The sequence below is a fragment of the Candidatus Blochmanniella vafra str. BVAF genome (assembly GCF_000185985.2).
GTDB classification, from domain to species: Bacteria; Pseudomonadota; Gammaproteobacteria; order Enterobacterales; family Enterobacteriaceae; genus Blochmanniella; species Blochmanniella vafra.
The window spans coordinates 598,102-612,125 of record NC_014909.2 but is presented as its reverse complement, the minus strand read 5'-3'; the positions used below and the strand labels follow the sequence as shown (position 1 = coordinate 612,125).

Below are 14,024 nucleotides of genomic sequence, written 5' to 3'. Positions count from 1 at the left end.
ATTAAATATTTTTTTTTATTAAGGGTAGTATTTTCTTTATTAGTTTAGGGTGTCCTGCTATTACGTTTTCATTAAATAGATAATCGTTAATATTATTACCTTCAAAATCAGTTATTATTCCCCCTGATTCTTTGAGTATTAAAACACTACTAATTAGTTTGATGTTTTTGTTTGAAGAAAGTATGAAACATCCGTCTGTTCTGCCCATTGAAACATAAATTAAATCTAAATTTACAGATCCAGTACATCTAAAATTCATAATCATTTGGGATTGAGAATTATGTAATTTATTTAATATACGTATAGCACGGTTATTATATTGTGTATATTCAGTATCGCATGATATTGCCGTAAACATAAAATTATTTGATGGGGGGAAAATATTATTATTTTGATATAATCGAATGCGATGGTAGTTATTAAATCGAGCTCCTTTTCCTCGACATGCACTGAATAATTCATTGTGGATAGGATCATATATTACACCTATTTCAATATTTTTGTTTTGTTGTACAGCAATAGATAAAGTAAGGAATGGAAACTGTTTACTAAAATTGATGTCACTATCGATAGAATCGATAATCCAGTACGTTTGATTATGCTCTCGAATAGACATAATAGTGTGTGTGTTATGAATATCAATAATTATATGCGAAGGATAAAATTTTTTAATAATTGTGGAAATAATTTGGTTAGATTCATTGCGTACATCATTTAAAAAGGTTTGAATATAATTTGGTAGTCTAATATTGTTTCTACCGAAAAATTCATATTGTTTAATGATAAAATTTCCAGCTTTTCTTATTGCTTGCATAGCAATGTTGAGTATTGGGTGCATATATTTATTTTATATACAGAGTGTATGAAAAATTATTTATAGTTGTTTAAAATATAATTTTAGTGATAAAATCAATGCGTAATAGTAATATACTATATTTTATGGTGTATTATAAATGTAATATTTATTTGATGATTATGTATGTATATTTAAAATACGAATTGCAATAAATATATGTGAAGTTTATTAAGTAATAATTAGGGGAATGGTGTATTATAATATGAAAAATTTTTAATTAAAATATAATATTTATATGAATATGTAATATTATATATTATATTTTTATGTATGTACATGTAATGTATTAATTTAGTTATTTTTTAATAATGAGATGAATCAAAAACAATGATGTGGATATTGGATTTTTATTATATGGATGAGAGTTATATATTATAATTTTAAATTTTAAAGTGACTTTTATTGTTTGTGGAGTATATACAGAATGAGATTGCCGATATATTTTGATTATGCTGCTACATCTCCAGTAGATGTAAGGGTAGCAGATAAGATGTATCAGTATTTGATGGTAGATGGGATATTTGGTAATCCGTCATCTCGATCTCATTGTTATGGCTGGAAAGCAGAAGAGGCAGTAGAAATATCTCGAAAACATATTGCGTCGTTAATTGGGGCTAGATCTAGTGAAATTATTTTTACTTCAGGAGCTACTGAATCGATAAATTTAGCTATTAAAGGTATAGCGCATTCTTGTTATAAAAAAGGTAAACATATTATTACTAGTGCCACTGAACACAGAGCCGTACTTGATACATGTCGTAGTCTTGAAAAACAGGGTTTTGAAATTACAAGAATAGTTCCCCAACGTAATGGATTAATTGATATCAATCAAATTAATCAAGTATTGCGCGATGATACTATATTAGTATCTATCATGCATGTTAATAATGAAATAGGAATAATTCAAGATATTGCAGAATTTGGTAAGTTATGCCAGCTTAATAATATTATATTTCATGTAGATGCTACTCAAAGTGTTGGAAAATTACACATCGATTTATCTGTATTACCGGTAAATTTAATGTCTTTTAGTGCTCATAAATTGTATGGACCAAAGGGTATTGGAGGGCTATATATACGTAAATATAGTGATAATAGAATAATAAACCCGGAAGTTAATCTTATTGCTCAGATACATGGAGGAGGGCATGAATATGGTTTGCGATCTGGGACCTTGCCAGTACATTTAATTGTTGGAATGGCTGAATCGTATCAAATAGCTAAAAAAGAGATGGAAGTAGAGATGAGTTATTTAAAAACAATGCGAAATCGTTTGTGGAAAGGATTGCAACAAATTGAAGGCATTATGGTTAATGGTGATTTAAATCATTGTATTGGTACATTGTTGAATGTGAGTTTTCGTAATATTGATGGCGAAACATTAATGATAGCGTTAAAGGATTTTGCTTTGTCTTCTGGCTCAGCATGTACTTCTGATACGATGAGTGTATCTCATGTGTTAACAGCTTTAGGGATACCTAATGAACTTGCATATAATTCAATTAGATTTTCTTTAGGAAGATTCACAACAGAAGAAGAGATAGATTACGCTATCCATCAGATTGTTGCTATAGTTATGAAGTTAAATGAAATGATTCATTTATTATGATAATAATATAATTGATATTACAGTGTATTTAAATAATTATGCAAATATATTAAAATGATTGTTGTTTCTAAATGATTTTTTATTTTTTAAATTGTTAATGAGTTGTATCATAAGTATATAGTAAAATAGAAAATTTTTGTTTTTATTTATTTAACAAGAGAAGAGATAAGAGTGTGATATTTGGAATTTTATAGGCAATAAATATGAGAAAAGAACACACGTTATCAATAATTAAACCTGATGCAGTTTCTAAAAACATAATTGGAGCTATAATTAATCGATTTGAGATTTCTGGATTAGTTGTAGTATCGGTTCAGATGTTACAGCTTACATGGAAGCAAGCTTCAGAGTTTTATTATGTACATCGAAATAAATTTTTTTTTAATGATTTGATTCAATTTATGACTTCTGGTTTAATATTTATTCAGATCTTAGAAGGTGATTGTGCTATTCAAAGAAATCGTGAAATTATAGGTGCTACTAATCCAAGTGATGCTTTATCTGGGACAATTAGAGCTGATTATGGAGAGAATTATACTAGAAATGCTATTCATGGATCAGATTCTAAAAGTTCTGCTCAGTTTGAAATATCATATTTTTTTGACAAATGATTCAAAATGAATGTATTAAATTTATAAATTGATTATATATATTTAATGTATTATTATCCGTTCGATAGATGAGAGATAAATAATGGCTTTTAGATTGTATAAATGTATGGGTAGGAGACGTATTATTAATAATATGGGTGGCAATATTAGGCGTATATGTGTAATATCAGTTAATAATTAGATATTGATACGATAGAATATTTGATGATGCTAAAAAAAATAAATTTACTCGATATGTCTCCTAAAAAATTATTGGTGTTTTTTAATAAATTAGGGGAATGTGCTTTTCGTTCTGATCAAATAATGGATTGGATTTATAAGAAGTATTGTAGTGATTTTAATAAAATGACTAATTTACACAAGGATTTAAGGGTGAAATTAAATCAAATATCAGAAATTAACGCGCCTATAATTACTCATGAACAAGAATCTTCAGATGGAACAAGAAAATGGATGATGAGAATTCATGATGATAAATATGTTGAAACAGTTTATATTCCTGATAATAATAGAGCTACTTTATGTATATCGTCTCAATCTGGATGTGCTTTAGGATGTAGTTTTTGTGGTACAGCAAAATTAGGGTTTATTAAAAATTTAAGAACGTCAGAGATTGTTGGTCAAGTTTGGAGAATAGCTCGATTTATTTCTCATTATAATAAACAACAAGTAAAAAATTGTAATAATCTTATTCCTATTACTCATATAGTATTCATGGGTATGGGGGAACCCTTACTAAATTTGATGAATGTCGTATCATCTATTCAAATTATATTGAATAGTTCTGGTTTTAATTTGTCTAAACATCATGTAACATTATCTACATCCGGAGTGGTTCCAGGTATAGATAAGTTAAAAGATATGGTTGATGTATCGTTAGCTGTATCCTTGCATGCTCCTAATGATGTTATCAGAAACAAAATTATGCCAATTAATAAAAAATATAATATTGATTGTTTATTACAATCAATTCGTTGTTATTTACAAAAAACAAAATCAAACAATAAAAAAGTGACAATTGAGTATGTATTATTAAATCGTATTAATGATGAGATAGAACATGCTCATGAATTAGCAAAAAAACTTATTACTCTGCCATGTAAAGTAAATTTAATGCGTTGGAATTCCATTAAGAATATTAAATATTTAAAGAGTACCTCTGATGCTAGGTTAAATAATTTTTATAAAGTTTTAAAAAATTATGGAATTGTTACAACAATTAGGAAAGTACGAGGAGCTGATATTCATGCCTCGTGTGGACAATTGATGGGTGAGATAAATTGATTAATAAAGGTATATTATATATGATGTGTTGTTATATCATCAGTCAAGTTTATAATCATAATTATAAATACAGTGATATATATTTGTATCTGTAAATGTATTAACAATAATTAGTCTTTATAAATTTTAATCTATTTAATGTTGATAATATTTTATATTTTAATGTGCACAATGGTATTGTGCTATAAAACAGTAGATGAGTTTTAGGTTGTATTAACATAACTGTGTGAAAAAATGCTTATATTTATATGTATTACAATATAGAATTGTGAGGATAATATGAATAATTTGACTAATATTATTCGTCGGAAATCTACTCGTATATATGTTGGTAATGTTCCAATAGGAGATGGTGCACCTATTGCGGTTCAGTCTATGGTAAATACTCGGACTGTAGATGTTTCAGGAACAGTTAATCAAATTAACGACTTAAAGAAAGCAGGAGTTGATATTGTACGGGTATCGATTCCTACGATGGATGCAGCTGAAGCGTTTAAACAAATCAAACTTAAAGTTGTTAATGTACCGTTAGTGGCTGATATTCATTTTGATTATCGTATTGCATTGAAAGCTGCAGAATATGGTGCTGATTGTTTAAGGATTAATCCTGGTAATATTGGTAACAATAATCGTATTAGAGCTGTAGTAGATTGCGCTCGAGACAAAAATATTGCTATTAGAATTGGAGTGAATTCTGGATCTTTAGAGCGTGATTTAGTAGATAAATATAAAGACAGTTCTGTAGAACGTATTTTATTAGAGTCTGCAATGCGTCATATAGATATTTTAGATAAATTTAATTTTCATCAATTTAAGGTAAGCGTTAAATCTTCGGATTTATTTTCTACCTTACGTGCATATAAAGAAATATCATCAAAAATTGAGCAACCGTTACATGTAGGTTTGACTGAGTCTGGATTATTACGAAATGGAACAGTTAAATCTTCAATAGCATTAGGGTTGTTATTACTGGAAGGAATTGGAGATACTATACGTGTGTCATTAGCTGCCGATCCTGTCGAAGAGGTTAAAGTGGCATTTGATATTTTAAGAGCTTTAAAGATTAGAAGCAGAGGGATAAATTTTATAGCTTGCCCAGGGTGTGCAAGGCAGGAATTTAATGTCATTGATGTAGTAAATGAGTTAGAGAAAAAGGTATGTGATGTTACAACTTCTATGGATGTATCTATTATTGGATGTGTAGTAAATGGGCCGGGTGAGTCATTATCATCAACTATTGGAGTTGCAGGGGCTAAAAATAAAAGCGGGATATATGAAAATGGCATTAGACAAAAAGAACGTTGCGATAATTCATCTATAGTCGATGAGTTAGAGCGTCGAATTCGAGCTAAATCTATCACATCGTAATCTTTTAATGTGTATTTATATACACACAATAATATATATTGTGTATGCATATTCGTGAGAGTTTTGTTACATTATCAAATTTTGTAGTATTTATGTAGTGATGAAAAAAATTCAATCTATTCGTGGTATGCATGATTGTTTGCCTCAGGATGCTGTTTTATGGCAGAGTGTAGAAAATATTCTCAAAACTGTATTAAATAGTTATGGGTATAATGAAATTAGGTTTCCTATTGTTGAATTTACAGATTTATTTAAAAGAGCGATCGGGGAAGTAACAGATGTTGTCGAGAAAGAAATGTATAATTTTAATGATAGGAATGGAAATAATTTAACATTAAGACCAGAAGGTACGGCTGGGTGTGTTCGAGCTGGAATTGAACATTCTTTATTTTATCATCAAGAACAACGTTTGTGGTATATGGGGCCAATGTTTCGTAGAGAGCGTCCCCAAAAAGGTAGATATAGACAATTTCATCAATTTAGTATAGAGGCTTTTGGACAAATTGGCCCAGATATAGAGGTTGAATTAATTTTAATTATTGTGCGTTGTTGGAAGATGTTAGGAATTAGTGAGCATTTGACGTTAGAATTAAATTCTATTGGATTATTATCATCTCGAATAATATATCGATCTAAATTAATAAATTTTTTAGAAAAAAATAAAGATAGTTTAAATAGTGATGCAATTCGTCGATTATATTCTAACCCGATTCGTATTTTAGATACAAAAGATGTTCAACTTAAAAAGTTATTGATGAAAGCGCCGATTTTATATGATTATTTAGATGAGTATTCTAAGAATCATTTTAATAAATTATGTAAATTATTGGATTTATCTGGAGTGTCTTATGTTGTTAATCCATATTTAGTTCGTGGATTAGATTATTATAATAGTACGGTTTTTGAGTGGGTGACAAATAGATTAGGGGTTCAAAAAACTATTTGCGCAGGTGGGCGTTATGATGAGTTAACAAAACAGTTAGGAGGGCAATCCGTACCAGCCGTAGGATTATCAATAGGATTAGAACGTTTATTATTATTGATGAAAGATGTGGATAATAATGCTATTGTAGCTTCTTCATGTGTATATATAGATGTATATGTAATTAATTTAAGTTGTTGTTTTCAACAGTATTCTTTTATGTTATCAGAACATATTAGAAATGAATTACCGTTTTTACGTTTAATGATGAATCAGGGGGGTGGAAATTTTGATAAACAGTTTAATCGAGCTATAAAAAATAATTCCCGATTTGTTTTAATTATCAATGATCACAATGTTTATGAAAAAACTGTTGTTTTAAAAGACTTGGTGTGTAAAAGCCAAGAAACTGTTTCATATACTGAGGTTATTAAAAAATTTAAAAATTTGTATTAATTATCATGAATAGATGATGATATCAAAATAAATTTATGGTTATTATTTGAATTCATTAAATTTGGTTATGTTGAATGGATAAAAAAGAATTGTTTATTGTCGTTTTAGTTGGTCAAAAAAATGTAGGGAAATCTACTTTATTTAATAGGTTAACTCAAAATTATCGAGCGTTAGTGGCAGATTATTTTGGTGTTACTAGGGATAGGCAGTATGGTTATATTCAACATAAAAATGATAAATGTATTATTGTAGATACAGGAGGAGTTGACGAATCTAGTGATTCGTTCCTTCAAAACGCTATTAATTATCAAACAAATTTAGCTATTCGAGAGGCTGATATTGTATTGTTTGTGGTAAATGGACGTGCTTATGAATCATCAATAGATTATAATATTATTGGTAATTTGCGTAAATTAGGAAAAAATAATATATTTGTCGTGATCAATAAAATTGATAATTTCAGGTTTAAAAATAAAAATTTAGAAACTAAGTATAGTTATTATTCTTTTGGAATAAAGGAAGTAATAGTTATTTCTGCGATGCATGGGTATGGAATTGATATTTTACTAGATAAGATTTTCTTAAAAATTAAAAAAGAAGTTTTTTTAGATAAAAAAAACACATTATGTCTTATAGATAAGAAAAATAAAAAAACAGTATCGTTAGTTTCTGAGAATAATTCTATAAAATTGGCCGTGGTAGGGAGACCAAATTCTGGCAAGTCTACTTTTATAAATTACGTGGTACAAGAAAGTCGTGTGATTACTTCTAGTATTCCAGGTACCACTAGAGATTCTGTATATATACCTATTATTTGTTATAACCAAAAGTATATGTTAATTGATACAGCAGGGATAAGACGTGGGAATAATAAATATATTGATAATTTACCTGAACGAATATCTGTTTTAAAAACATTTCAAGTCATTAAAGATGCTCATGTAATTTTATTAATAATTGATATTAATGAAGGAATTGTAGATCAGGATTTATCTTTATTAAATTTTATTATACGTCATGGTAGATCGTTAGTAATAGCTTTAAACAAATGGGATAATTTTTCTCCTTTGATAAAAAATTCTAAATCAATTATTTTGCAATCCTTAACAAGGAAACTAAATTTTTTAGGATTTTCAACAGTTAAAATGCATTTTATTTCTTCATTATATGGATATGGAGTAAAATTATTGTTTAAATCTATAGAAAAAATACATTTTGATGCTTCAAAAATTATTAATACGGTTTTTTTAACTAGTATAATGAATAAAGCTATTACGGAATGTACTCCACCATTTGTATCAAAAGTAAGAGGAGGGGGTATTCCGAAGTTTAAGTATGTGCATATCGGAGGATATGATCCTATAACTATCATTATTTATGGAACTCAAATTAATAGGTTACCTAATGAATATAGAAAATATTTGAAAAAATATTTTTGTCGTGCTTTAAATTTTGATGGAATTTTTTTTCATTTAAAATTTAAAGAGGGTGTTAAATCTATGTCTTATTAAAAAATCAAATATATATTTTAGATTAAAAAAAATTATGTTGTTTTAATAAAATAATTAGTAGCAGAGGCATTATTTTCTTTGAAATAAATTGCTATTATTTTTTTTATTTATTCTGTAAAGGTTAAAGATAATGCATCTCTTGTATTTTTTATGAGTTGATTTGTTATAATGATATTATTATTTTGAATATATTGAGAATATACTGGTATTATTTCTTGAAGTTTAGTTTGCCAAGCACTACTGTGTATTTGTGTATTAAACATAATATGTAGTAATCTTATTGCTATTGATACTGCAATTGATGCTCCTGGAGAGGCTCCAAGAAGCGCGGATAAAGATCCATTATTTGAACTGACTATTTCTGTCCCAAATTGTAGTGTACCTCTATTATGTTGGTTTTTTTTTATAATTTGTACCCGTTGTCCCGCTTGTATTAATGACCAATCTTTAATATGTGCTTCAGGATAAAATTTTTTAAGAGAATTGATTCGATCCTTATGAGACATGGTTACTTGATGAATTAGGTATTTAATTAAAAATTTATTGTCTAATCCAGCTTGGATTATTGGGATTAAATTATGTTTATTTAAAGAATAAAATAAATCCCACCAAGATCCATATTTTAAAAATTTTCCACTAAAGGTTGCAAAAGGGCCAAATAATAAAACTTTATTTCCATTAAGTATACGAGCATCCATATGCGGGACTGACATAGGAGGCATATTAAGAGAGGATTGACCGTATACTTTTGCTGAATGTTGTGATACTATTTTGGGGTTGTATGTAATGAGAAATTGTCCTCCTACTGGAAATCCGGCATATCCTTTAGTTTCTCGAATACCAGAAGTTTGTAATAGATTAAGAGATTGTCCTCCTCCTCCAATAAATACGTGTTTTGCATAAACGTTTTGTTTATTTTTATGTTGTGTATTAATTATAGATATATTCCAACAAGTATTATTGTTATGAGGCTGTATGCTTGTTACGTTGTGTTGGAAGTATATATTAAAATTAGAATTTTTATTTAATTGGTTTAATATTTGTTGGGTAATTTCTTCAAAATCTACATCTGTTCCCATTTCCATATATGTAGCAGCTACCTTTTGATTTTTGTTTCTTCCTGTCATAATAAGAGGAATCCATGACTCTATTTGTTTAGAATTTTCAGAGTAAATCATTCCATTAAAAATGTTGTTTGTTTTTAAAGCTTGAAAACGTTTCCTTAAAAAGGAAATATGTTTATCATCAGTTACAAAACTGATGTGTGGAATATTTCGTATAAAAGATTTAGGATTTTTTAAAATATTGTTTTTAGTTAAAAAAGCCCAAAATTGTAATGATAATTCAAATGCGGTATTTATTGAGAGTGCTTTTTCAATATTAATGGATTTATCTACATCGTTATATTCGGTGTAATTTAATTCACAAAATGAAGCATGTCCTGTACCTGCATTATTCCAGGCATTAGAGCTCTCTTGAGCTGGTTTATGTAGTCGTTCATATACATTTATTTTCCAGTTTGGTTCCAGCATTGCTATAAACATCCCTAAGGTTGTGCTCATAATGCCGGCTCCAATTAATACAACATCAATAGGGGGGAGTACATTTTTTTTATTTAATTGCACAGGTGTTTGATCAAAAGTATTACTGTTCATTTAAACTTGTCAAAATTACTACACTAATTTTTAGTATATTTCAGGTGATAATTATTTATCAGTAAGCTGATGTGTTAATAACACTAACAACATTTGATATTGTTAACATGCTATATTTTTTTATAGAAATATTCAATACTTTTAATAAAAGATATGATAAATTATTTTGTTTAGTAGTTTTTAAATAGATTATTGATTAATTTAACGATATTGCAACATATTGTGATTTATGGTTAGAAGATACAGAAACACGAAAGAAATTATGTAATATTGTTATTGTTTATATGTGCAGCGAGATACATGATCTTTAACCAATAAATTAATAATTTGCATATTAGTTGAAAAACTGTTGTTATTTATTATATCATTGATGATATATATATTTATAATAATCAAGGGTTTAGCATAATAGTTTTTGTATAAAAAATATTTATATATTTTATTTTTATAATTTTGTATAACATTTTATTAATAACATAAAATTAAGATTGTATAATGTTGCGTTTTTCTTTTCAGGAAGCATTAACGTTTGATGATGTATCTCTTGTGCCGGAGAGATCTTCTGTGTTGCCTATAGAAGCAATTTTAAAAACTCGATTAACAAATTCTGTTTTTTTAAATATTCCTATTGTATCTGCTGCTATGGACACAGTAACTGAATCTAATTTAGCTATTGCTATAGCTCAAGAGGGTGGAGTAGGTTTTATACATAAAAATATGTCTTTAATAGAGCAAATTAACGAAGTGAGTCGTGTAAAACGTCATGAAAGTGGTGTAGTTACTAATCCTCAGTGCGTTTCTCCTAATACTACATTATTGGAAGTAAAAGAAAGAACTCGTCGTAATGGTTTTGCTGGGTATCCAGTAGTAGTGAATAAAAATGAATTAGTAGGTATTGTGACCAGTAGAGATGTACGTTTTATAGATAATTTAAATACTTTAGTTTCCAATGTTATGACTCCTAAAGCTCAATTAGTGACAGTATGTGAAAAGAAAGATCGAGAAATAGTACTTGCTAAGATGCACGAGAAAAGAGTAGAAAAGATATTATTGGTGGATTCTTCATTTCATTTAAAAGGAATGATTACTGCAAAGGATTTTGAAAAATCAGAGCGTAAACCAAATGCATGTAAAGATAAGGATGGACGATTACGAGTTGGAGCAGCAATAGGTATAAACACAGATTATAAGAGTAGAATTGATGGGTTAGTTAAAGCTGGTTTGGATATTTTATTAATTGATTCTTCTCATGGACATTCGGAAAGTGTATTGAATTATATTTCAACGATTCGGAAATTGTATCCTGATTTACCTATTATAGGGGGGAATGTTGTTACTACAGAAGGAGCATTAGCTTTAAAAAAAGTTGGAGTTAATGCAGTGAAGGTTGGGATAGGCCCGGGGTCTATATGTACAACACGGATTGTCACTGGAGTGGGAATTCCTCAAATTACTGCTATATATAATGTATCTAGAGCATTAAAGAATACTAATATACCTGTTATTGCTGATGGAGGAATTAGATTTTCTGGAGATATAGCTAAAGCGATAGCAGCTGGAGCACATTGCGTTATGGTTGGTTCTTTATTAGCAGGAACAGAAGAATCTCCAGGAGATATAGAGTTTTATCAGGGCCGATCATTTAAGAGTTACCGAGGGATGGGGTCTTTAGGGGCTATGCATCGGGGTTCATCTGATCGATATTTTCAGCAAGATGAAAATGTTGTTGGAAAATTAGTTCCTGAGGGGATTGAAGGTCGGGTTATCTATAAAGGAAAATTGAAAACGATTATACACCAATTGATGGGGGGATTGCGTTCTTGCATGGGATTAACAGGGTGTGAAACTATTGATGAATTAAGAACGAAAACAAAATTTGTACGAGTCAGTTATTCTGGAATGAGAGAAGGGCATGTGCATGATGTGACAATTATAAAAGAGGCTCCAAATTATCGGTTGAAATAAAAAAGGAATTATTATTGTTAGTTATGGATACGATTTTTATATGAGTTAAGATGGAAAGTTATGGTATACGATATCATATATTTAGCTAATTTTAATTACTGAAGATTAAATAGAATATATGCAATGCACTAAATATCGGATTTTGGTTGTGGATTTTGGATCTCAATATACTCAATTAGTTTTGAAAAGAATTAGGGAATTGGGAGTTTATTCTGTTTCATATGCTTGGAATTGTAACGTATCGAAATTTTATGAACTAAATCCTCATGGCATTATTCTTTCTGGAGGTCCATGTAGTGTAACTCAGAAAGATAATCCATGTATTCCTAGTGTTATTTTTAAATTAAATATTCCAATACTGGGAATATGTTACGGTATGCAAATTATGGTTGCCCAATTAGGCGGCACGGTGCGATATTCTGATAATCAAGGAGAGTTTGGTTATGCTCGAGTAAAGATTGTTACCGAAAATATATTAGTGAATGGTATTTATGATTCTACTAATCGAGACGGGTATAGAATATTAGATGTGTGGATGAGTCATAGGGATGTAGTTACTGTTATTCCTGATGAGTTTAATATTGTTGGTTTAACTCAATATAATAAGATTGCTATTATGGCTCATAAAAAATATCATTGGTATGGGGTACAATTTCACCCAGAAGTTACTCATACTAAAAAAGGGAATAATATTTTAAATAGATTTGTTACCGATATTTGTAAATGTGAATCTTTTTGGAAACCGAGTAATATTATTAAAGATATTATTAAAACAGTGAGAGCAGTAGTGGGTAGGGATAGAGTAGTGCTTGCTTTTTCTGGAGGGATTGATTCGTGTGTTACTGCTTTATTATTAAAATATGCAATTGGTAATAATTTTGTGTGTGTGTTTGTGAATAATGGGTTGTTATGTTATGATGAAATTGAAAAACTTAGTAGTTTTAAAAAAAAGTATCAATATTTAAACATTGTGTGCTTATCAGAGGAGAAACGATTTTTAAGTGCTTTAGTTGGTGTTGTGGATCCAGAAGAAAAAAGGAAAGTAGTGGGTAGGGTATTTATAGAAATATTTGAAACATATATTAATAGCGATAAAGTAAAAAATATTAAATGGCTTGTTCAGGGGACTGTATGTTCAGATGTAATTGAATCTGGTATATCTGCAGTGTATAATAATTCAACACCTAATGTAATTAAATCCCATCATAATGTAGGAGGTCTGCCGGATTATTTAAATATAAAATTATTAGAACCTATAAAAACATTATTTAAAGATGAAGTACGTAAAATTGGTTTGAGATTGGGGTTACCTCAGGACGTAGTATATAAACACCCATTTCCAGGACCTGGAATGGCTGTGAGGATATTAGGAGAAGTAAAAGAGGAATATTGTAATATATTAAGACAAGCAGATCAAATATTTATTGAAGAGCTTCGTAATAGAAATTTATATACTAAAATTAATCAAGCGTTTGCAGTGTTTTTGCCTATATCTTCAGTAGGAGTACAAGGAGATAATCGTAAATATAAATGGGTTATAGCGTTAAGAGCAGTGGAAACAATAGATTTTATGACTGCTAAATGGGTAAATTTACCTTATGATTTTTTAGATAAAGTATCTAATCGGATTGTGAATGAAATTCAGGATGTATCTCGTGTCGTATATGACATTTCGTCTAAACCTCCTGCTACTATTGAATGGGAATGATTGATGATGCTAAGTTATTAAGAGTACAAGATAAATAAGATAAGGATAAAAAATTGTATGTATTGTTGTGTTATTTAGT

At 28.9% G+C, this 14,024-nt stretch carries 10 protein-coding genes; 8 read left to right on the top strand and 2 right to left on the bottom strand.

Annotated features, from left to right (window positions below; genetic code table 11):
• Position 1: 1 nt before the first annotated feature.
• On the bottom strand, positions 2 to 838 hold the full coding sequence (locus tag BVAF_RS02665; RefSeq protein ID WP_013516844.1) for an inositol monophosphatase family protein: 837 nt from the start codon (positions 836 to 838) through the stop codon (positions 2 to 4).
• 442 nt (positions 839 to 1,280) lie between these two features.
• Here BVAF_RS02665 and BVAF_RS02660 point away from each other — a divergent pair, with 442 nt between their 5' ends.
• The 6 genes from BVAF_RS02660 (at position 1,281) to der (ending at position 8,617) form a co-directional block, all read left to right on the top strand.
• Positions 1,281 to 2,465 (top strand): IscS subfamily cysteine desulfurase, encoded by a 1,185-nt coding sequence (locus BVAF_RS02660; RefSeq protein ID WP_013516843.1) that lies wholly within the window; start codon positions 1,281 to 1,283, stop codon positions 2,463 to 2,465.
• Positions 2,466 to 2,668: 203 nt separating this feature from the next.
• Complete coding sequence (gene ndk / locus BVAF_RS02655) at positions 2,669 to 3,076, top strand: nucleoside-diphosphate kinase (protein WP_013516842.1); 408 nt, start codon at positions 2,669 to 2,671, stop codon at positions 3,074 to 3,076.
• A gap of 183 nt (positions 3,077 to 3,259) precedes the next feature.
• Positions 3,260 to 4,360 (top strand): dual-specificity RNA methyltransferase RlmN, encoded by a 1,101-nt coding sequence (gene rlmN, locus BVAF_RS02650; protein ID WP_044026136.1) that lies wholly within the window; start codon positions 3,260 to 3,262, stop codon positions 4,358 to 4,360.
• 279 nt (positions 4,361 to 4,639) lie between these two features.
• Positions 4,640 to 5,728, top strand: coding sequence for a flavodoxin-dependent (E)-4-hydroxy-3-methylbut-2-enyl-diphosphate synthase (ispG, locus tag BVAF_RS02645; RefSeq protein ID WP_013516840.1), 1,089 nt, complete (start codon positions 4,640 to 4,642; stop codon positions 5,726 to 5,728).
• Between the two features lie 97 nt (positions 5,729 to 5,825).
• Positions 5,826 to 7,106, top strand: a complete 1,281-nt coding sequence (gene hisS, locus BVAF_RS02640; RefSeq protein ID WP_044026135.1) for a histidine--tRNA ligase — start codon at positions 5,826 to 5,828, stop codon at positions 7,104 to 7,106.
• Between the two features lie 74 nt (positions 7,107 to 7,180).
• Positions 7,181 to 8,617, top strand: a complete 1,437-nt coding sequence (gene der, locus BVAF_RS02635) for a ribosome biogenesis GTPase Der (protein WP_013516838.1) — start codon at positions 7,181 to 7,183, stop codon at positions 8,615 to 8,617.
• Between the two features lie 107 nt (positions 8,618 to 8,724).
• Here der and mqo read toward each other — a convergent pair whose 3' ends face one another.
• Complete coding sequence (mqo, locus tag BVAF_RS02630) at positions 8,725 to 10,272, bottom strand: malate dehydrogenase (quinone) (protein WP_013516837.1); 1,548 nt, start codon at positions 10,270 to 10,272, stop codon at positions 8,725 to 8,727.
• 495 nt (positions 10,273 to 10,767) lie between these two features.
• Between mqo and guaB the strand changes: the two genes are divergently transcribed.
• Positions 10,768 to 12,237 (top strand): IMP dehydrogenase, encoded by a 1,470-nt coding sequence (gene guaB, locus BVAF_RS02625; protein WP_013516836.1) that lies wholly within the window; start codon positions 10,768 to 10,770, stop codon positions 12,235 to 12,237.
• 118 nt (positions 12,238 to 12,355) lie between these two features.
• Complete coding sequence (guaA, locus tag BVAF_RS02620) at positions 12,356 to 13,945, top strand: glutamine-hydrolyzing GMP synthase (protein ID WP_013516835.1); 1,590 nt, start codon at positions 12,356 to 12,358, stop codon at positions 13,943 to 13,945.
• Positions 13,946 to 14,024 lie beyond the last annotated feature (79 nt).

Coding starts and splice junctions, on each gene's coding strand:
- ndk (WP_013516842.1), top strand. CDS start 2,669: ATGAGAAAAGAACACACGTTATCAATAATTAAACCTGATGCAGTTTCT.
- BVAF_RS02660 (WP_013516843.1), top strand. CDS start 1,281: ATGAGATTGCCGATATATTTTGATTATGCTGCTACATCTCCAGTAGAT.
- BVAF_RS02665 (WP_013516844.1), bottom strand. CDS start 838: ATGCACCCAATACTCAACATTGCTATGCAAGCAATAAGAAAAGCTGGA.
- der (WP_013516838.1), top strand. CDS start 7,181: ATGGATAAAAAAGAATTGTTTATTGTCGTTTTAGTTGGTCAAAAAAAT.
- ispG (WP_013516840.1), top strand. CDS start 4,640: ATGAATAATTTGACTAATATTATTCGTCGGAAATCTACTCGTATATAT.
- guaA (WP_013516835.1), top strand. CDS start 12,356: ATGCAATGCACTAAATATCGGATTTTGGTTGTGGATTTTGGATCTCAA.
- guaB (WP_013516836.1), top strand. CDS start 10,768: ATGTTGCGTTTTTCTTTTCAGGAAGCATTAACGTTTGATGATGTATCT.
- mqo (WP_013516837.1), bottom strand. CDS start 10,272: ATGAACAGTAATACTTTTGATCAAACACCTGTGCAATTAAATAAAAAA.